22 protein-coding genes and 1 pseudogene are annotated in these 20003 nt (G+C 41.0%); 5 read left to right on the plus strand and 18 right to left on the minus strand.

The genetic code is table 11. The annotated features are described in order from the left end of the window. Nucleotides 1-109: pseudogene (locus IQ234_RS12805) on the plus strand (IS5/IS1182 family transposase); the annotation flags it as partial. Next, on the plus strand, nucleotides 102-1091 hold the full coding sequence (locus tag IQ234_RS12810) for a sulfate/molybdate ABC transporter ATP-binding protein (RefSeq protein ID WP_193957393.1): 990 nt from the start codon (nucleotides 102-104) through the stop codon (nucleotides 1089-1091). The pseudogene IQ234_RS12805 and the gene IQ234_RS12810, both read left to right, overlap by 8 nt. Nucleotides 1092-1630: 539 nt before the next feature. Here the strand turns inward: IQ234_RS12810 and IQ234_RS12815 are convergent. The 7 genes from IQ234_RS12815 to IQ234_RS12845 all read right to left on the minus strand — a co-directional run bounded on the left by IQ234_RS12815 (nucleotide 1631) and on the right by IQ234_RS12845 (nucleotide 6975). Then, entirely contained in the window at nucleotides 1631-2110 is a 480-nt protein-coding gene (locus tag IQ234_RS12815) for a hypothetical protein (protein ID WP_228008512.1), read from the minus strand. A 70-nt stretch (nucleotides 2111-2180) separates the two neighbouring features. Further along, entirely contained in the window at nucleotides 2181-3101 is a 921-nt protein-coding gene (locus IQ234_RS12820) for a DNA adenine methylase (RefSeq protein WP_193957381.1), read from the minus strand. 17 nt (nucleotides 3102-3118) lie between these two features. Beyond that, entirely contained in the window at nucleotides 3119-3517 is a 399-nt protein-coding gene (locus tag IQ234_RS12825) for a helix-turn-helix domain-containing protein (protein ID WP_193957382.1), read from the minus strand. A gap of 47 nt (nucleotides 3518-3564) precedes the next feature. Further along, nucleotides 3565-4371 carry a hydrogenase nickel incorporation protein HypB gene (gene hypB, locus IQ234_RS12830; protein WP_193957383.1) on the minus strand — a complete coding sequence of 269 codons (807 nt, stop codon included), beginning with the start codon at nucleotides 4369-4371 and terminating at the stop codon, nucleotides 3565-3567. Further along, the gene (hypA, locus tag IQ234_RS12835; RefSeq protein WP_110579190.1) at nucleotides 4362-4706 is read right to left on the minus strand and encodes a hydrogenase maturation nickel metallochaperone HypA; all 345 of its coding nucleotides are present in this window, start codon (nucleotides 4704-4706) and stop codon (nucleotides 4362-4364) included. The genes hypB and hypA overlap by 10 nt, the downstream gene beginning before the upstream one ends. A 259-nt stretch (nucleotides 4707-4965) precedes the next feature. Further along, complete coding sequence (gene hypE, locus IQ234_RS12840; RefSeq protein ID WP_193957384.1) at nucleotides 4966-6036, minus strand: hydrogenase expression/formation protein HypE; 1071 nt, start codon at nucleotides 6034-6036, stop codon at nucleotides 4966-4968. A gap of 105 nt (nucleotides 6037-6141) precedes the next feature. Next, the gene (locus IQ234_RS12845) at nucleotides 6142-6975 is read right to left on the minus strand and encodes an Rpn family recombination-promoting nuclease/putative transposase (RefSeq protein ID WP_193957385.1); all 834 of its coding nucleotides are present in this window, start codon (nucleotides 6973-6975) and stop codon (nucleotides 6142-6144) included. A gap of 246 nt (nucleotides 6976-7221) precedes the next feature. Here IQ234_RS12845 and IQ234_RS12850 point away from each other — a divergent pair, with 246 nt between their 5' ends. Together IQ234_RS12850 and recG are read left to right on the plus strand one after the other, a co-directional pair. Next, complete coding sequence (locus IQ234_RS12850; protein WP_193957386.1) at nucleotides 7222-8121, plus strand: hypothetical protein; 900 nt, start codon at nucleotides 7222-7224, stop codon at nucleotides 8119-8121. 67 nt (nucleotides 8122-8188) lie between these two features. Continuing rightward, a complete protein-coding gene (recG, locus tag IQ234_RS12855) occupies nucleotides 8189-10657 on the plus strand; it encodes an ATP-dependent DNA helicase RecG (protein ID WP_193957387.1) in 2469 nt (822 codons plus the stop codon). A 136-nt stretch (nucleotides 10658-10793) separates the two neighbouring features. On the opposite strand, the gene IQ234_RS12860 is transcribed toward recG, so the two are convergent. The 5 genes from IQ234_RS12860 to hcp all read right to left on the minus strand — a co-directional run bounded on the left by IQ234_RS12860 (nucleotide 10794) and on the right by hcp (nucleotide 14693). After that, nucleotides 10794-11342 carry an oxidoreductase gene (locus IQ234_RS12860; RefSeq protein WP_002740992.1) on the minus strand — a complete coding sequence of 183 codons (549 nt, stop codon included), beginning with the start codon at nucleotides 11340-11342 and terminating at the stop codon, nucleotides 10794-10796. Nucleotides 11343-11388: 46 nt separating this feature from the next. Next, the gene (locus IQ234_RS12865; protein WP_228008513.1) at nucleotides 11389-11853 is read right to left on the minus strand and encodes a hypothetical protein; all 465 of its coding nucleotides are present in this window, start codon (nucleotides 11851-11853) and stop codon (nucleotides 11389-11391) included. 4 nt (nucleotides 11854-11857) lie between these two features. After that, nucleotides 11858-12256 carry a hypothetical protein gene (locus IQ234_RS12870; protein WP_193957388.1) on the minus strand — a complete coding sequence of 133 codons (399 nt, stop codon included), beginning with the start codon at nucleotides 12254-12256 and terminating at the stop codon, nucleotides 11858-11860. Nucleotides 12257-12262: 6 nt separating this feature from the next. After that, the gene (gene hoxU, locus IQ234_RS12875; RefSeq protein ID WP_002734546.1) at nucleotides 12263-12979 is read right to left on the minus strand and encodes a bidirectional hydrogenase complex protein HoxU; all 717 of its coding nucleotides are present in this window, start codon (nucleotides 12977-12979) and stop codon (nucleotides 12263-12265) included. Between the two features lie 85 nt (nucleotides 12980-13064). After that, on the minus strand, nucleotides 13065-14693 hold the full coding sequence (gene hcp / locus IQ234_RS12880) for a hydroxylamine reductase (protein WP_193957389.1): 1629 nt from the start codon (nucleotides 14691-14693) through the stop codon (nucleotides 13065-13067). Nucleotides 14694-15124: 431 nt separating this feature from the next. Here hcp and IQ234_RS12885 point away from each other — a divergent pair, with 431 nt between their 5' ends. Continuing rightward, nucleotides 15125-15328 (plus strand): hypothetical protein, encoded by a 204-nt coding sequence (locus IQ234_RS12885; RefSeq protein WP_043999686.1) that lies wholly within the window; start codon nucleotides 15125-15127, stop codon nucleotides 15326-15328. A gap of 10 nt (nucleotides 15329-15338) precedes the next feature. On the opposite strand, the gene IQ234_RS12890 is transcribed toward IQ234_RS12885, so the two are convergent. The 6 genes from IQ234_RS12890 to IQ234_RS12915 form a co-directional block, all read right to left on the minus strand. Continuing rightward, on the minus strand, nucleotides 15339-15527 hold the full coding sequence (locus tag IQ234_RS12890; RefSeq protein ID WP_002780187.1) for a type II toxin-antitoxin system HicA family toxin: 189 nt from the start codon (nucleotides 15525-15527) through the stop codon (nucleotides 15339-15341). A gap of 1 nt (nucleotide 15528) precedes the next feature. Beyond that, a complete protein-coding gene (locus IQ234_RS12895; protein WP_190359323.1) occupies nucleotides 15529-15747 on the minus strand; it encodes a type II toxin-antitoxin system HicB family antitoxin in 219 nt (72 codons plus the stop codon). A gap of 454 nt (nucleotides 15748-16201) precedes the next feature. Beyond that, complete coding sequence (locus tag IQ234_RS12900) at nucleotides 16202-16588, minus strand: type II toxin-antitoxin system VapC family toxin (protein ID WP_002734288.1); 387 nt, start codon at nucleotides 16586-16588, stop codon at nucleotides 16202-16204. Continuing rightward, nucleotides 16585-16848 (minus strand): type II toxin-antitoxin system Phd/YefM family antitoxin, encoded by a 264-nt coding sequence (locus IQ234_RS12905; RefSeq protein WP_193957390.1) that lies wholly within the window; start codon nucleotides 16846-16848, stop codon nucleotides 16585-16587. Before IQ234_RS12905 ends, IQ234_RS12900 begins: the two co-directional genes overlap by 4 nt. 183 nt (nucleotides 16849-17031) lie before the next feature. Then, entirely contained in the window at nucleotides 17032-17277 is a 246-nt protein-coding gene (locus tag IQ234_RS12910; RefSeq protein WP_193957391.1) for a hypothetical protein, read from the minus strand. Between the two features lie 111 nt (nucleotides 17278-17388). Continuing rightward, entirely contained in the window at nucleotides 17389-19794 is a 2406-nt protein-coding gene (locus tag IQ234_RS12915; RefSeq protein WP_193957392.1) for a tetratricopeptide repeat protein, read from the minus strand. Nucleotides 19795-20003: the final 209 nt, after the last annotated feature.

Here is a 20003-nt window from a genome sequence, read left to right on the forward strand (position 1 = left end):
ATCATCAAGATATAGGAATCGGAGACGGCGTTTTGGTCTGAGATTTAATTTAATCGCTGGCATTTACAACTATGAACTTGCTTTAGGCTATCATCAAGTAGCTGAATAAGACTTTTGCAGGAGGTCTCTTTACCGCTTTAGACAACATCAACCTAGAGATCAAATCGAATCGTCTGGTGGCACTGCTGGGGCCGTCCGGTTCAGGAAAAACCACTCTCCTGAGAGCGATCGCAGGATTAGAACCCCCCGACACAGGCAAAATTATCATCAACGGCAAAGACACAACCCATTTAAATGTCAGAAAAAGGAATATTGGCTTTGTTTTTCAGCATTATGCGCTTTTTAAACACCTGACGGTGCGTCAGAATATCGCTTTCGGTTTAAATATTCGCAAAGCTGCCCCGAACTACATTCAAAAACGAGTGGACAATCTCTTGAGTTTAATTCAATTGCAGGGATTAGGCGATCGCTATCCAGCGCAACTATCTGGGGGTCAACGTCAACGGGTTGCCCTGGCCCGGGCTTTAGCGGTGGAACCGGAAGTATTATTATTAGATGAGCCTTTTGGGGCCTTGGATGCCAAAGTTAGAAAAGAGCTGCGGGTTTGGTTGCGACAGTTACACGAGGAAGTCCATGTCACCAGTGTTTTCGTCACCCACGACCAGGAGGAAGCCATGGAAGTGGCCGACGAGATCGTAATTTTCAATGAGGGTAAAATCGAACAGGTGGGAACTCCCGATCAGGTGTACGATCATCCTGCCTCTCCTTTTGTGATGAGTTTTATCGGCCGGGTGAATGTTTTGCCACCGACCTCGGCCGCACTATTCGGGCAGCTGGGAGGGGGTAGTAACGGAGTCAAGATTTTTATTCGTCCCCACGATCTAGAAATTCTCTCTTCTCCCAATGGGTCTAGCATTGAGGCAAAAGTCGAGCGCATTATCCATCTGGGTTGGGCCATCGATGTGGAATTAATTCTACCGGATCGCTCTCTCCTGATTGCCCATCTGAATCGAGAACAACTGGCTCAACTGCATCTCAAGGTCGGGGAGCAAGTTTATGTTCGTCCTCGGGATGCTCGCGTTTTTGCCTAAAAGTCACCCTTATTGTTAGCACCTAACTCGAATAAAATCGTCAACATTAAAGGTTCCAATCGGTGTGAGGTCATGAATGCACACGGCTGCTACTAGCTTCGCATCATGTACCTGCACACCCTTAGGAGTATTATAGCGTTTTTCAGTCTGCTGAGGTACAAAAGTTATGGGTTTTAGGCAAAAGGGAAGAAAAATAGGTGTACCTCACTAGCTTAGAAAAATATAGTCATTTCAGATAAGTCTGATACAGTCTAGACCGACAAAATCCTTATGAACCCTGAGATTGATATTCTCAATCTTAATTGAAATGACTATTCTTGAATATCCGTGTCGAGGTCACTTCTTTCAGAAAGTTGCTCAAGTTATTTTTACAAGACTCTTGGCTCTCTTGGGTTTGGTGGTTAAAATGTATTCTAAGATACATTCATGCCAGCGAACGAGTGGAACGAACCACAAAGACACAAAGAACACAAAGATTGATCGCTCTTATATAAGTTAAACTTATCACACAAAGAATAAGAGAGCCGACCCCTTAACTCCTAGCGACTCCACAAACTACCACCGAAACCACTCCCCCCGGATCCGATCTTTCTCAAACGATTAGACCCTTCAATTGAAAGAGTCATCGAGCCATTGCCTCTGATGCTTCCTTTAGGCACATCCGCCCAGCTGCCAGTAATCCGAGAGCCTGTGATCGTCCCCTGAAATACATTAGACCAAGTAGCCCCACCGTCACTACTCTGACCATACCACCACACCTGATTACCGATTTGGCGAATAAAGTAAACGCCGCCATCATTGCAGTTCCATACACCCGTAAGAGTTTCGGACTGCGCTATTAAGAGCGAATCACCGACGGGACTCTTGGAATGGCTAGAAACTGAGTTGATAGAGTGCTTATCTAAAGTGCCTTGAGCATCAGCTATTCTGTAGGGCGCATCAGCGAAGGCTAGACCCTGAACACAAATAGGTGCGGCGAAAAACAAAACTGATTGAATAATTAAATGAACTTTCTTCATGATCTTGACTGTTTCGGGTAAAGGTTTGATGTGGAATGTCTTTTAATTGTGATTGTACCTCTCAAATGCACTATTCGAGCAGATCGAGGGGGTTACTAACGGAGTCAAGATTTTTATTCTTCCCCATGATTGATAAATTAGCGGAGGTGGGAAAGTTAGTAATTAATGCTTCGATCATAGGATGACGGAGACTTTCCCTAGAACCGACATGATAAAAATGTTGATGGGTGTGGATATTAAACCGGGATTCTGTCCAGTGGTTTTCTAGGGTGGGATTAGTTCTAAATTGGTTACTGTGCCATGTGGAAAGAATCAATTTACTGGGGAAATTTTTTAGTTGAGTCATCAAGCAGGTTTCATCGGATTCTGACCAAGAATTAAAATAATCAACGTGCCTACCACTATAGGGAGGATCGAGATAAATTAAATCATTTTTTTGAGCTAAAGAGATAGTATCACGAAAGTCAGCGACGGCAAAAGTCCAATCGGAATTGGAGATAATTTTGGCAACAGCAGTGACTTGATTAACAATTTTGGTGATATAGGATTGGGCAAATCTTTGATCTTTTTTACAGTAGGGAACGTTAAATTTTCCCCGTTGATTAAAACGCATGACTCCATTAAAACAAGAGCGATTTAAGAATAAAAAGTCTAGGGAGTTAGGATTTTGATTAAATCTTTCTCGCACTTGATAATAATAGGTTGCTCCTTCTTGTTTAAGTAAGTTGCCATTTTTTTGGAGAAATTCTTTAACAAGGTTGGGATTAATCTGCTGAGTTTTTATGTCATTGTAGAAGTTAATGATATGAACATTGGCATCGGCAAGTAAGGCCTTTTTGGGTTGTAAATTAAAGGCTACCACCCCCGAACCACAAAAGGGTTCTATCCAGCGATCAAAGTTTTGCTGATTCGCTAAACTTCTGATCGATGATACCAGTTTAGTTTTGATACCTTGACATTTAATCGGTGGAACAATGACGGTTGTTTTCATTAACAACTAATAGATAATTAAATGAATACACTGGGGGAAACATTGAAAATCTCTCCTAAAATTTTCCCTTGAGTTTTACTAATCGATCGCTTGCCATTAACAATTTCTGAAACCACACCCTTAGAACCAATTTTACCAACTAAATCAGCTTGTTTCCTGTTGTTAGCTGACATTAAGTGTAATAATAATTCCTGCGGTGAAGCTGGTTCGGGTTGAGGTTGTTTGGCATCAAAATCCTTAATAATTGTCGCCATTAATTTAACCATCGCGGTTTCTTCTGGTAGTCGATCCTGTTTACTAATTAGATTAAGCAGAAGATGACGCACTTGTTGATATTCTTCCTCATTTTCAATAATCTTGGGTTGAAATTTAGTCAACAGTTGATTATAAATATTGTCATCAAGTGCTAGAGTCATTTTTCTTGCGGTTAGACTGAACTTTTTGGGGTGTGTTATTGCCTAATTTAAACCAGTGATTTTAACCAACTGTACCAAGCATCTAAACCTTCTCCTGTGGTAGCGGAAATTTGAAAAACTTTCAAATTGGGATTAACCTGATAGGCGTAATCTAAACAGCGATCGAGGTTAAAATTAACGTAGGGTAGTAGGTCTATTTTTGTCAAGATCATGACTTGAGAAGCGTGGAACATATAGGGATATTTAATCGGTTTATCTTCCCCTTCGGTGACGGAAAGAATGACGACTTTGGCATTTTCTCCTAAATCAAATAAAGCAGGACAAACTAGATTACCGACATTTTCGATCATGACTAAAGAATTCATCGGTGGATCAAGTTCGATTAATCCTCTCTCTACCATTGATGCTTCTAAATGACAACCTGTTCCGGTGTTAATTTGGATAACCTGACAACCGGTTTCACTAATTTTTTGAGCATCATTAGCTGTAGCTTGATCTCCCTCAATGACACTGATAGGAATAGCGGTTTTTAAATCGGCAATTGTGCGAGTTAAGAGGGTAGTTTTTCCCGAACCGGGAGAAGAAACCAGATTAAGAGCAACAGTTTTTCTACCCTTCAACCAACCGCGATTTTGTGCCGCTAATAGATTATTTTTTGCCAGCAGATTTTGCTCAACTTGGAGAATATTACCATGAATTTGAGCGTGAATTTCCGCGGGATGATGGGGATGCTCGTGATCGTGATGGCTATGACTAATAACAGTACCATCGGCTAAAATATGTTCATGGGTTCCCGTTTGCGGATTAGTTACCGTTACTTCCGAGTTATCAGAACAACCACAGGTTACACACATAAGGATTCTGTCTCCAACGATTTGAGATTTAATTCTTGACCCTGTAAAATGATTATATTGCGACTACCACATTGATCGCAGATTCCGTAGGGATATTCTAGTTCTAGCTCATTTCCGCAATCTTGGCACTGTCCTAAACCGGAAATTTCCAGAATCTCTAACATTGCCCCCTCTATATTAGTACCTTGACAACAGGTATCAAAACAAAAAGCGATCGATTCTGGCATAATTGCCGTTAGTTTACCAATCTCTAACACCACGCGCTTAACTTTCATTCCTCGGGAATGTTCTAAGGCAAGTTCGATAATATTTTGGGTGATTCCTAGTTCGTGCATTTTCAGTTATCAGTTATCAGTTATCAGGAAAATTTTAACTAAAAACCCAAAAAACCAACTATTTTAGCGTTCAAAAACGGCAAAAATAAGGATTAAATTGCCTAAAATTTGTAAATAGACTATTTAATTGATTATTATTCATTCTTAATTCTCCTGACTACTGACTACTGACGACTGGCTCCTAACCCCTAACCCCTGACTCCTGACTCCTGACTCCTGACTCCTAACCCTAACAACAAACTTTTTCAGCAAACCCTAATTAACATATTCTCGGTAATTGTTCACCGACTAACATATCGAGAATTCTGTTAGTGCCGAAAGGGGTTTTTAAGTAAACTAAATTGGGGGGGGAAGCGACGACTTCCCCGATAGAAGCGGCATTTTTACCGTCAGGATGGGAACGCATCACTGCTAAAACGCGATTTTCTGCCTCTGGAGGGACGACAAGGACTAATTTGCCCTCATTTGCCAGATAAAGCGGTTCTAAGCCCAATAATTCGCACATTCCTCGCACTTCTTCCCGGATGGGGATCGCCGTTTCCTGCACCTGTATTCCCACCCCTGAACTTTGGGCGAATTCGTTTAAAACCGTGGCTAATCCGCCTCTAGTGGCATCCCGCATCGCTTTAACTTGCGGGCAAACGGCCAGAATTGCAGAAATTAAAGAATTCAGAGCTTGACAATCGCTTTCGATTGTGCATTGTAGGTCTAATTCGCCCCGGGCAATCAGAATGGCGGCACCGTGATCCCCCAGAAAACCGTTAATCAAAATGCGATCGCCAACTTGTAAATTATTCGCCGCAGAATTGATTCCAGCCGGAATTACTCCCACTCCAGAGGTATTAATAAATATTTGATCCCCTTGTCCCTTGGGAACGACTTTTGTATCCCCGGTGACGATTTTTACCGATGCTTTTTCGGCGGCTATTTTCATGCTAGTAACGATGGTTTTTAGGGTGTCGATAGATAAACCTTCTTCGAGGATAAAACTACAACTGAGATAGAGAGGAATTGCCCCACCGACAGCCAAATCATTAACGGTTCCATTGACTGCTAAACTGCCAATATCACCCCCCGGAAAGAATAGGGGAGAAACCACATAGGAATCGGTGGTAAAGGCCAAGCGATCACCCATTTTAGCTAAATCTTTAATCTCAAATCGGGCTTGATCTTCAAGGGTTGCCAGTATATTATTATCAAAATTATTAACAAATATCTCATTAATTAAATCCCGCATTGCTCTGCCACCGCTGCCATGGGAGAGAGTGATATTTGTGTCGGTAATTTTGTTTTTTTTTAATCTTAAAGAAGCGGAAGGAGTGCTATTCATAGGTGAGGTAGGAAGTTTTTGTTTTGGGTAGTCGGTGGTCGATACCAAATTAGGTTACACTTTATCCTGATCAGAAACGGTGTCATAGCTTACTGCTAGATTATCTTAATGGGTTTCTGGTATTTCTCGCACTTTTTCTACAGTTAAGTCCAAGGCTTGAGCAATTTGTTCTACCGTTAAACCTAAAGCCAATAAACGCGGCACAGATTCCAGTTTACCTTCCAGTTTACCTTCCAGTTTACCTTCCAGTTTACCTTCCAGTTTACCTTCCAGTTTACCTTCCAGTTTACCTTCTTCTCGAACGTCTTGAAAATAACGGGTTTGTTTCAGTTCATCTAAACTAAACATGGCTTCTATCTCCCGGCGACTTAGACGTGGTAATTTATAGATAAGGATCGTTTCTATTAATTGTAGGAGGTTTTGCGGTTGGGTAAATTCAGTTCGCACTCGTTCAATAAGTTGTTTGGCTGTTGCCACGGCTTGATTTTCTTTAGCAATAATTAATTTTATGGTGGCAATACCGAGGGAATCTTGATTAATATCATCTAGTTCATCTAAATAGATTCGCGTCACTCTCCCAGATGTCAATAAGTCTTGATAACGTAAAATCTTATCTGATTCTACCCGACGATGGGGATAAATGACCACCCCGCGCCAATCATTGTTAAAAGCAGTTTTACTGAGATATAAGAAGATTTCAGCAAAGAAACGGCCATAAAAATTCTGATCATCTTGAAATTGCACCTCGCAGAAATAAATAGGAATGCTAGGATCGGTAATATTGGGCAAAAATACGCCATCAATACGAAAAGCTAGTTGCTTGATTTCGACGGAATCAAAGCGGTAATTCTCTGCTGCTCTGGGGGAAAGGTTGATTAATTCAAAGAAAATTGACGGATAAGATTGAAAAAGATCATAAAAAATACTGTCGGTTTTCATGCCCGGACTTGTGGTGTAAACTATGCAAAAATATAGAGATAGAGAGTTTTCCTACTAATTAGCCTGATTATAGCAGTTATCTTTGCCAAAACCAATGCTAAAAGCCGATCCGGGGAAAGCTAATACCTAAAATAACCGATAAACGATCGAGTCTGAGCATCTCCCCCTGGTCAGGGCGCTATAGCTGACAGTGAGTCGCTATAATAGAATTCGCCGACCGCTAACTTCTCCCTCGGTAAAATTTCTATGACTGGAAGACTGAACAAGCTACAACAAGATTTAAAGAACATAGAAACGGAAGTGGCAAATTTAGCCGAAAGAATGCGGGAAAAATACCGAATTTATCTTGATTTACTCGGAGAATCTCTCTATAAACAGGCGATCGGGGCAGTATATTATATCTGTACCCGTTACTATGGGGGGGAATTTCTGGCTCTCTCCCACAGCAATCGTCAGAAACTACAAAAGGAGATCAAAACTTTGGGACAAGAGGCTAAAGCCAGTTTACAGCAATTGGGTGAGCGGAGCTTCGATCGAGGGACATTTTCAGGGGTAGGATTCTCTAAAAGTCCAGCAGAGACGAAAAATACCCCAGATTTCTTGAAACTTTTTCTAAACAAACCAGAAAATATAGCCGCAACTGGAGAGATTAATAACCCCGATATTTTACTTTATTGTTGTCGAGTGCTGGAAAAAAACTGTATTGAGATTCTCAATCATCTCTCTAAACAAATTAATCAGCAACTACAAAAAGCTTATATTCTTCCCCCTCATCTACCCAGTCAAATTCTCGATATGGCAATTGAAGCGGGAGAAGAAGGACAATCCCTAGGTGGGGGAAATAATATGTTAAACATTCTAGTGGAAGCTAAAAACCCTGAACTAGAGGAAGAAAAAGATGAAGATGAAGATGAAGATGATGGGGATGATCATGATTTTTCAAGTGGCAAAGTCACTAAAGTAACGGCGATTCATCTACGAATGGCTGAACTGGAATTTGCCGACACGCGCTTAAGTGTCGAAAGAAATCAAATTCGCTCCCTTTGGGAACAATTAAATCGTCTAGGGGAACAATATCATCGTATTCGCAAAGAATATACTATCGCTCAAGCGGAAGCAGCGTGGCGCAGTAGTTGGTACGATTAATCAGTTATGATCAAACAGAGGTATTAGGGAAACATAATACTGGGAAATTTGGAGTCAAGAGGCAATTATGAAAGGGGAAATACCCGACTGGGTGAGATTACAAAAAGCCTTATCTGTAGAAGCGGAAAAAGGTTATCCCGATCTTCAGGGAAATCAATACCGTTTTAGCGAGTTTTTGTGTCTTAGTTTCGGAGATAATCCTCCCGTAGGAATTGCCACCAGTGAGAGAAATCGCTGGCGAGAACTAGCCCAAAAATTTGCCCAATATTCTCAATTTAATCCCAGACAAAGACAACAATTAGTCGCCGAAACTCGCAATTTTTTGCAACAATTACGGCAAACTTTAGAAGCAACCCCTACCCCAAAAGAACCAGCTGCGGCAAAAATTATTAATACCACTCCCATCACGGCAAATGCTAATTCTCCACGGCAAGTCACCCTCGAACAACCCTTGAAATATCTAGCGGAAGTGGGAGAGAGAAAAGCCAGTCTTTTAGAAAGATTAAACCTCCACAAAGTTGAAGATTTATTATATTATTATCCCCGGGATCATGTGGATTACAGTCGTCAAGTCAATATCGCTAATTTAACCGAGGGGGAAACGGTAACTTTAGTGGGGAATGTCAAGCGCTGTAATTGTTTTAATAGTCCCAAAAATACCAAGTTAGCTATCTTTGAATTGCTCTTACAGGATCGCACTGGACAGATAAAATTAAACCGTTTTTATGCGGGAACTCGCTATACTAATCGTGCTTGGCAAGAAGGACAAAAAAAACTCTATCCCGTCGGTTCGGTGGTGGCGGTTAGTGGTTTAGTCAAAGCGGGAAAATATGGGTTAACTTTAGAAAATCCTGAATTTGAATTATTAGACAGTTCTGGGGCAAGTATTGAGTCCTTAAAAATCGGGCGTATTCTGCCCGTTTATCCCCTCACCGATGGAGTACCCGCCGACCTAATTAGAAAGGCTGTAGTCGCCGCTTTTGGGGCAGTAGAAGCGATAAAAGACCCCCTACCTTTCGGTCTAAAAAAACAATACGGATTAATCGATTTAAAGACAGCAATTACTAACATTCATTTCCCCAATAATTCTGAGATTCTCAGTCAAGCGCGACGGCGATTAGTTTTTGATGAATTCTTCTTTTTACAATTGGGTTTTCTGCGGCGGCGGCAACAGTATCGTCAGACACAGAAAAGTGCTATTTTTAGTGCTAAAGGTCAACTAATTGATCAATTTAATCAGATAATTCCCTTTCAATTAACCAATGCTCAAAAACGAGTTATTGAGGAAATTTTAGAGGATTTAGATTCTAGCACCCCGATGAATCGTCTTGTGCAGGGGGATGTGGGTTCTGGCAAAACAATTGTCGGAGTTTATGCCATTTTAGCAGCCCTACAATCCGGTTATCAAGCGGCATTAATGGCTCCCACGGAAGTTTTAGCGGAACAACATTATCGTAAGTTAGTTAGCTGGTTTAATCTCTTACATTTACCCGTAGAATTATTAACGGGCTCCACAAAAACCGCTAAACGGCGAGAAATTCACGCCCAATTAGAAACAGGAGAATTACCACTTTTAGTGGGAACTCATGCTCTAATTCAAGATGCAGTTAATTTTCGCAAATTAGGTTTAGTTGTTATTGATGAACAGCATCGCTTTGGGGTACAACAAAGGGCAAGATTATTAAGCAAAGGAGAGTCTCCCCACGTTTTAACCATGACAGCAACACCGATTCCCCGTACTTTAGCTTTAACCCTCCATGGGGATTTAGATGTGAGTCAAATTGACGAATTACCCCCCGGCAGACAACCGATTCAAACCACCGCTTTAAATGGCAATCAAAGAAGGGCTGCCTATGATTTAATTCGCCGTGAAATTGCCCAAGGCAGACAAGCTTATGTGATTTTTCCCTTGATTGAAGAATCGGAAAAATTAGATGTGAGGGCTGCGGTGGAAGAATATCAAAATTTATCAGAAAAGATTTTTCCTAATTTTAATATCGGGTTACTCCATGGTCGCATGAGTTCCGCCGAAAAAGAGGAAATCTTAACAGCTTTTCGCGATAATATTCTGCAAATTATTGTCTCAACTACGGTTATCGAAGTGGGGGTGGATGTTCCCAATGCCACGGTGATGTTAATTGAAAATGCCGAACGTTTTGGCCTTTCACAATTGCATCAATTACGGGGGCGCGTCGGCAGAGGTTCCCATCAATCCTATTGTTTACTTTTAAGTGGCAGTAATAGTGCTAATTCCCGTCAAAGATTGACGGTTTTGGAACAATCCCAAGACGGCTTTTTTATCTCGGAAATGGATATGAGATTTCGCGGTCCAGGAGAAGTTTTAGGACAACGACAATCGGGTTTACCAGATTTTGCTCTCGCTAGTTTAGTCGAGGATCAAGAGGTGTTAGTTTTGGCAAGAGATGCCGCTGAAAAAATTATGTTAGATGATCCCCATTTAATCACTTTGCCCAATTTGAAACAAGCTTTAGAAGCTAAATATCAACGGATGTTAGGAGCGGATATTTTAACTTGATTTAGGGAATTATGAATTATGAATTATGAATTATGAATTGTGAATTGGTGAGAGGGGAGAGGGGAGAAGCAAATGGGGAGAATACGTCAAAGCTGTCTCCTGATAACTGATAACTGATAACTGATAACTGATTTAATTAACCAAATTTAATCATTTCTCGTCCTGCCATCACGGGTAACTCCCCTTTTAAAATGGGAATCAATGTCTCGCGAATTCTGTCCGCATCGGGGGGACAACCCGGCATAAAAATATCGATGGGAATGACTTGATGGACGGGCAGCACTTGATCTAATAATTCGGGAACGATACCGGGTTCTTCTGGTAGTTGAGGTGTGTTATCTCCTAACTCTAAATAAGCTCTTTTTAGCACGGGATCGGCAGTTCCCAACATATTCCGCATAGCGGGAACGTTAGCAGTTACAGCGCAATCACCAAAAGAAACCACGGTTTTGGTATTTTGACGGACTAGATGAATTAGTTCTAAATTATCCTGATTAGCGATCGCTCCTTCCACTAAACAGACATCGACATTTTCCGGATAGGTTTTCAGATCGCAGCCGACGGGACTATATACCACGTCAACTTTTTCGGCTAATTCTAACAGCCATTCGTCCAAATCGAGGAAGGACATATGGCATCCCGAACAACCGGCTAACCAGACAGTAGCGAAGCGAATTTTAGACATAATTTTAATTCCTTGTTTGTTAGGTTTGGGCAATAGTGATTACTAGCTAATAGAAAAGCGGCTGTTTACCGAGGGGAGGGTTTTTGCCTATCTCGACAAGTTCCTGATTATCTGCAATTAAAGAAAAAAGATCGATCCCCTTCCATTCTTGCAAAAATTCACAGATTAGCTGTGGTGTCCAATTTTCACCTCTAAAAAACTTAAAATTTTTCGTGTGGACATTGAGAAAAAAATGCAAGATATTACATTGATCCTGCGCCCCGAAAATAGTCCCCTTAACTGTCCAATTATCCACACTACTGGCGTAATCCTCGATCGCCCGATCTGCCGCCGCCACACGCTCTCGGTATTGATCACAGAATTGACGAAGCATCTGGGGAAATCGCCCAACTTCGGCGAAAAGTTCGATCGCGGACCAAGCTAAATTGGTTGGTTGAGATTGATAATCCAGCAGGGATAGACAGCGATCCAAGGCTTGCAGAAAGATCTGTTCGAGATTTGTATCATTCATAACATTATTGATTCCCTTGACGCAGTAGGACAGACCAACCATATTGAGCTTGAGCGATTTCGTGAGCAGAAGGCTGATTCATACCCTGATTGATCACTAAATCCGATTCTAAGATTTCGTGTTGTAGAAAGACGCGATCGATCGCCGTTCCCTGTCCTCGCGCCATCCTCAACCAAGCCTTTGCCATATCAATACTAGGCCAAAATTCATACTGACTGACACCGCTACCGAAAGCGTAGTCCTTTGCTCGTTGAGTTTCCTGGGCAAAAATACCGCAGTAATCGGAAATCAAGCGAATATCTTCATTCATCCCCATAATCTCGTCATACAGAGCCATTTCCGCCCGCAGATACTTGGCATAAATACCTAGATGTCCCCAACGAACGTTTTGAGAATCTACCATTTTTCGCTAACGCGTCCATTGGTGTTCAGTCCTAGCATTAACTAAAAATTCCAACTTCGATCGATCTTCCTCTTTTTCAGAAACGGCGGAACCCTTGCGGAATATTGCCCCGGTTGGACAAGCGGCAACACATTTGCCGCAGGAAGTACAGGCAGAAACGCTGCCCCAAGGCTGATCCATTCCCGCGATAATTTTATCTTTTTCGCCGCGATAAGCCAGATCCCAAACGTGCGCCCCTTCAATTTCATCACAGACTCGCACACAACGGGTACAGAGAACACAACGATTATGATCGATACCAAAAAGATGATGGGAAATATCCACTTCTCGCTTGGGAAAACGGTAGGGAAAACGACTATGATCCATACCCACTTCGATGGCTAAATCTTGTAATTCACAGTTACCATTAGCCACACAAACTGCACAAACGTGATTACCTTCAGCGAATAATAATTCCACTGTCATGCGGCGATATTCTTTCAGTTTTGGGGTATCGGTATGGACCACCATTCCTTCCGCCACTTCCGTTACACAGGCAGGTAATAATTTATTAATACCTTCAATTTCTACCAAACATAAGCGACAGGCAGCTACTTCAGAAACTCCGTCCAGATGACAGAGGGCGGGAATTTTTATTCCTACCTGACTAGCGGCTGCGAGAACTCGCGAACCTGCTTCGATCGCTACATCTTTACCATCAATGCTTAAAGTGATTACGGACATAAAAATTATTCTCCTTGAGGATAATATCCCTCTCCTTCCCATAGGCCACAATTTGTGGCCAAGGGTGGGATTTTTACAGAAAGTTTTAACCTAGACAAGCGGCTAAGTCTTTTGCGGGGGTGGTAATCGGCTGCAGATGATAGGTATCGGAGAGGAATTTCAGGACGTTAGGGGAGATAAATGCCGGTAAAGTTGGTCCCAGACGGATATTTTGAATACCTAAATGCAGCAGGGTGAGCAGTACAGCGATCGCTTTTTGTTCGTACCAAGAGATAATTAGGGAGAGGGGAATCTCATTGACGCTAACGTTAAAAGCGTTGGCTAATCCTAGGGCGATTTTGATGGCACTATAGGCATCGTTACATTGTCCTACGTCCATTAGCCGGGGTAATCCTTCGATGCTACCTAATTGTTTGTCAAAAAAGCGGAATTTTCCACAGGCAAGGGTTAAAACGATGCAATCTTCGGGAACTTGTTCCACAAATTCGGTATAGTAATTGCGATCGGGTTTTGCCCCATCGCAGCCGCCAACTAGGAAGAAGTGACGGATTTTACCCTGTTTAAGGGCATCAACCACCGTATCAGCGACACTAAGAACGGTATTGTGGGCAAATCCTACCATTACCTGCCGAGGTTCGCTTATTTCAGTAAATCCGGGCAATGACTGCGCTTTAGCAATCACGGGACTAAAATCGATCGCACCGTCCACTGTTTCTAAGCGGTTAATATGGGCATAACCCACAGGTCCGAGGGTAAAGAGTTTACTTTCATAGTTTTCGTGGGGGGGCATGAGACAATTAGTAGTTAAAACTATTGCCCCCGGAAATTTAGCAAATTCCTTAGTTTGATTTTGCCAGGCGGTGCCATAATGACCGTAGAGATGGGGATATTTTTCTTTGAGTTTTGGATAACCGTGGGCGGGTAATAATTCTCCGTGGGTATAGACTGTTATCCCAGTATTGGCAGTTTGTGCCAGTAAAGCTGCCAATTGTTTAATATCATGGCCGGAGACTAAAATGGCTTTACCTAGACGCGGATTTAAGGGAACATTTGTCGGTATGGGATGACCGTAGGTTTCGGTATGACCTTGATCTAATAATTCCATGGCCCGCAGGTTTGCCGCCCCGACTTTTAGACAGATTGCCACCCAATCATTGAGGTTTAAATCCCCCCGATCAATTGCCGCTAAAGTCTCTTGGATAACCTGATAAACCGAGTCATCCTCTTGACCTAATTCCTGAGCGTGGAAAGTATAGGAAGCCAGACCTTTAACTCCGTAGATAGCAGTTAACTTTAGGGAAAAAATATCGAGGTCTTGCACTTTTTCAATTAGTTCTAAGGATACTTCTTGACCTTGGCTAACTAGACTCTCATTAAAATTAGGCTGATAGTTGGCAAGTGCAGACCAGTCAAGGGATCCCAATTGTGCTTTTAAATTTTCCCGAATCTCTAAACAACGCTGAATATAATCAGTAAAACGCCGTTGATCAAAGTTAACATTGGTCATGGTGGCGAAAAGCGCCTCACAGGTAAAAATATCGGCTTCGCGAGTAGATATCGCCGCTTCTTTAGCTTTTAAAACCACCGATGCTAATCCCCGCAGACAATAAACTAATAAGTCTTGAACGGCGTTGACTTCGGGACTTTTTCCACAGGCTCCCCACTGATGACAACCATTACCACTAGCGGTTTGTTCGCATTGTTCACAAAACATAAGTTTTCTCTCTTTTTTTCAGTAGATTGACAGATTGTCGCGATTTGTTCTACTAAATTGAATCCCGCTTTTTTGCAAGTTATTGATTAGCCTTCACCCAGCAAGAATTATGGATTTTACGACTGGAAAGCTTGTCTTGACAGCCTCTCGTCTCTGAACTATGTTTTTATTCTCTCACTCTTTTTGCCGGTTGGGTTCTGATTTTAGATTTCCTCAAGAATTACCGATTAAACAATTATTTAGTTGTCTTATTTAAATTAAGTATTTTTGGTGATTTTTATGATATAATAAGCGAAATTTTCGGTTTTTAGGCGGTCAATTATACTAAATACCTTGGTATAGGCTACATATCAAGAGAGGGACTCATGCAAGAGGCAAAGGGGAGAATAAATAATCAGTCTTTGATAACCAGATTTAGTATAATTTCTGATATGTCAAATCAAGAAACTAAACCAGCATCTATTTCTCTGAATGCTAGGAAGCAATCTGTTGATTTTCCTCAAAACCCTGAACAGCCACTTCTAGTTGAAGAATTGGAATGGTCAGAAACCGAGGTCAAAGAATCTTATTATCACCTCCAACACCTTGAAAATGATTGGAATGCACCTAAAATAAATATTTATTACAAGCTTTAATCAAGGTGATTTAAAACTTTGCTTCTAGTCCAGCTTGTTTGCAAATGACATTGGCTGTTACTTTATCAATAGTACGGTGTCTTTTAATGGGAATAGTTTTTTCTCCATTGGTATAGATAGAGTGATTCCCGCCTTCCCTGAGAAGATAAAAACCATTTTCTTCAAAATATTTGATTAGATCTCTGCGTTTTACTGACATCTTAAATACTTAGATAAATTGATTCTAACAAGCATTCTTCTAGAGGAATCGGTTGGTTTTGTTGTTGATAGGCTAAAATCATTTCCAAGAGAGCATCTTTGAGCATTTCTCGACATTCTTCTAAGGTTGCTCCTTCGGTAATCACTTCTGGCCATTCTATTAGTTGTCCCATGTAACCAGAGGGAATTTTTGTATATTTAGCAGTATATTGATTGAGCATAGTTATCTCTTTTTTTATTTACTTAACTTAACCGATCATCTCCACGAATCTGATCAAAATCTTTATCTGTTTTTGCCAGATCCTGATATTTGACATCAAGACTGATGAACGATTTATTTTATTAGTGGTATTCCGATATCTTTGCAGATTTTATTAGCGAGAATATCCCTAATTTCCGTATGTCTTGGAATCGCAGATCTTTTATTTAATTGGGGGTTAAACCACCAAGAATGGCTAGGACTTGCTGAAAAAGTACGGGCGAAGCATTCGGATAGAAAATCTACGGTTTCACCGATAGGTTATTGTCCGAATGCTTCGCCCCTACAGGACGCGGGCCGATGAAGACGCAAGGTTTTGAACGACGATTCTCTCAAAATCTTGCACCTGTGAGAGCAAAACAGAACCCTAAAACCCTTACCTCGTCTATATTTCACATTTATTCAGCAAGCCCTATCTACCAATCTATCTGAACAGGATATTTTGCTAATATTGAATCATGGCTAATCAGTCTAGCATTTTCAAGATTAGCTTGAGCAACTAACAAGCGGTCAAATGGATCTTTATGGATGTTAGGTAAAGTATTTAAAGCTAAAACATGGCTGACTGTAATTGATAAAAGGCCAATTTGGTTAGTTTCCTGCTGAGTATTAATCATTTCTGCTAAAGGTATCTTGAGTGATAGTTTACCTAGTTGTAGTTTGATTTGCATTTCCCAAATACTTGTAATACTAAGTAACAGCGTATTACTAGGATCTCTACACAGTTCTAAAGCTCTTTGAGAGAGTTTTTCTGGTTCGCTATCCCACCAAATAAATGTATGGGTATCTAAAAGAAATTTCATGATTCACCTGTCCAAAATTCTTCAGGAAGTGGCTCATCAAAATCTTCGCTAGTCTTAATTTTTCCAGCGTGTAGTCCTGGTTGTCGTAACTTAGGAGAAGGAGTTTCAGACGTTGTTTTTTCAGTATCTCCCCAAGGAATTAGACGAGCTACAGGCTTGTTTCCTTCGGTTATAATAATTTCAGTATCTACCTTTATTAAGGCAAGTAGTTCTTGTAAAGTTAACTGTACTTGATTGAGATCAATAGTTTTGTTTGACATGAATAATTTTCTCTCTTTATTTACTTCACAAAATAAAACAGGATTCAGTGATAACTGCCTCACAAGTTAATAAAGGTTTGGCAACTTTTTCCCATTGCTGAATTGACCAATTGTGATAATTATCACTCCAGTCGAGAACGGCGACTAAGACCCCCGTATCTAGAATTACTCTTTATAAGCATATTAGACTAGATGCTTCTTTTTAAATTCCCTCTTTTTTAGGGATAAATCTCCTTTACCACTGTCTAAACACCCCACTAAGTCTCCGGCTGATTCTAAAGCAGAAATTTCTCTTTCTTCCTCATGAATTGCTGTTTTATCTGCTTTAAGTTGCAAAAATTCAATAAACTCTATTACTTGTTGTTGTTGTGGGTTGAGGGTTTGCAGTTTTTCTAAAATGGTTTGTTGGTGGGTGGTTGCCAGTGTCATAGCAATTGTTCTCCTGATTAGGATCGAAAGTTGTGACTTAAGAGTTATTATACCCTAATTCTGATGATAGGATTGCTTTCGACATAGATAGTTATCTCTTTTTTTATTTACTTAACTTAGCAATGATTGAAACCGCTCATCTCCCCGAATCTGCTCAAAATCTTTATCCGTTTTCGCCATATCCTGATATTTAACATCAAGATTGATGGCGCGTTGTAAGTTTTCGATAGCTAATTCCACATTATTTTGTAAGCCATAACAAACAGCTTTATTGTAGTAAGCATTAGCATAATTTGGATTAATTTTAATAGCTTGATCGTAGGATGCGATCGCTTCTTCCAATCTGCCTAAATCATCTAACGCAATCCCTCGGTTGTACCAAGCTTCATGGTCATCGGGTTTAAATTCTAAAGCTCGATCGTAGGATGCGATCGCTTCTTCTAATCTGCCTAAATCATCTAACGCAATCCCTCGGTTGTACCAAGCATCAGGGTAATCGGGTTTAAATTCTAAAGCTCGATCATAGGATGCGATCGCTTGTTCAAATCTGCCTAAATCATCTAACGCAATCCCTCGGATAAACCAAGCTTCAGGGTAATCGGGTTTAATTTCTAAAGCTCGATCATAGGATGCGATCGCTTCTTCTAATCTGCCTAAATCATCTAACGCAATCCCTCGGTTGTACCAAGCTTCATGGTAATCGGGTTTAATTTCTAAAGCTCGATCGTAGGATGCGATCGCTTCTTCTAATCTGCCTAAATCAGCTAACGCAATCCCTCGGATAAACCAAGCTTCAGGGTAATCGGGTTTAATTTCTAAAGCTCGATCGAAGGATGCGATCGCCTCTTCAAATCTGCCTAAATTACCCAACGCAATCCCTCGGATAAACCAAGCTTCAGGGTAATCGGGTTTAATTTCTAAAGCTCGATCATAGGATGCGATCGCTTCCTCAAATCTGCCTAAAATACCTAACGCAATCCCTCGCTTGTTCCAAGCTTCATGCTTATCGGGTTTAATTTCTAAAGCTCGATCCCAGGATGCGATCGCTTCTTGGTATTGTTCAAGATAAACAAAAGTAGTGCCTCGATAAAACCAACCGTCTTCCAATTGAGGTAGCAAACTAACTAGACGGTTGAACCCTTTTAAGGCATCTCGATAGCGGTTTAATTCATATAGTTTAAGAGTAAATCCTGCTAGAGAGGGCAACATTTCAAGAGGTTTTTCTTCAAATAACTGCCAAATTAACTGTTTTAGAGGACGCAAATAGTCATTTAATTCTACCTGCTTTCCCTTGGCTTCAATTTGTCCGTCGCGGGGTTCTAAAATGTTTTCTCTGGCAATTAAATCAGCTAAACTTTGCTTGATTTGCCAGCGATACCAGAGTTGTTGCCACATATTTCCCTTGGCGATAAATCTGGCAGTGGGTTCAACAATAAACGGTTCTAAGGAAATATTACACTGGCGCAATAAATCCACCGCAGCATAGATATATTTCGCCAGATTATCTCTTTTAATTGCATCCTGATAACGTTTTTGCCAGTTGCCTCGCAGAGTAGCTTGATAGTTGGCAGGATTGAGGGGTAATTGTCGGTTTTCAAGGCGCACTAAATTTTCTACCACATTGCGAAAGGTAGAATCATTATAGGCAGCAATGCTGCTGTAGTCAGTTTCAGCTTTAATGTTGGTTTGCGGGATAGTATCCTGCAATAATTCGACAATTGCACCGTCTTCCGGCGATGGCAATTTTACCAACTGAAAACGTTCCCACAGTTCTGGATATTTGTCCCACTGTAACTTATCCCATTCACTTGGTTGTCCCGGTGATTCGGGTTCTTTTTCATCTCTCGCAGTGGCAATCACCCGCACTTCTTCGGGACGAGTACCATGGTTTTCATAAGCTTCTAGAGTTTTTAATAGTCGTTCTTGTAAGGGAATATTAATCGCCGCAAGAGGACTATCTTTTGCTTGGGGATTTTGGTCAATTTGCAAACTACGGCGCATATATGAGTTAAGATCGTCGAGGAAAAATAGTAATTTTCTATCTGTTCCGATCGCCTCTAATTGTTTATTTTCAGGTCGCTCTAACCATTCTCCTAATTTTAATACTAACACCGTCCAGCCTTCATGATTCAAACGTTGCGCTACTTCAGCAGCTTCTCTAGTTTTGCCGATTCCTGTGGGGCCGACAATAATTAACCAGCGATTTTGCTCCAGATTTTGCACAAGTTCGTTAGTAAAGTTTCGGTCAGCCATTCGGTGTTGGTAAATAATATTATGATCCGCTAAAGGAGATTTATCCTTTTCATCCCTTTTGTAGATAATCGGGATTACATTGCTATTGGGGGCAATTTTGGTAAAGGGTAAGGACGGTTCAATGATTCGGACTTGTCGTTTTTGCTGTCGATACCACCAAATGAAACCGATTATTGCCAGAACAACAGTAACTAATGCACCAGAGAGGAGATTGTCAATCCAGTCTTTATTAGTTTGATAGAATTGTATTATAGAATTCCACATAAGCCTATTTTAGATTTGAGATTTTCGATTTGAGATTGCGGGATGTGTGTCTAAAGATTGGTAGAAAATTAATTTGACTTCTTTTCACTGGCGAGAATATTCTTCCTCCTCGCCATGATAAGACAAATTTTAGCTGCTTGTAAGTAAGTGGTTCTAATTAAATTGAAGATAGATTTTGTCCTTGATCCCCCCTTGATCCCCCCTTGATC

The sequence above is a fragment of the Microcystis aeruginosa LEGE 91341 genome (assembly GCF_015206885.1).
GTDB classification, from domain to species: domain Bacteria; phylum Cyanobacteriota; class Cyanobacteriia; order Cyanobacteriales; family Microcystaceae; genus Microcystis; species Microcystis aeruginosa_H.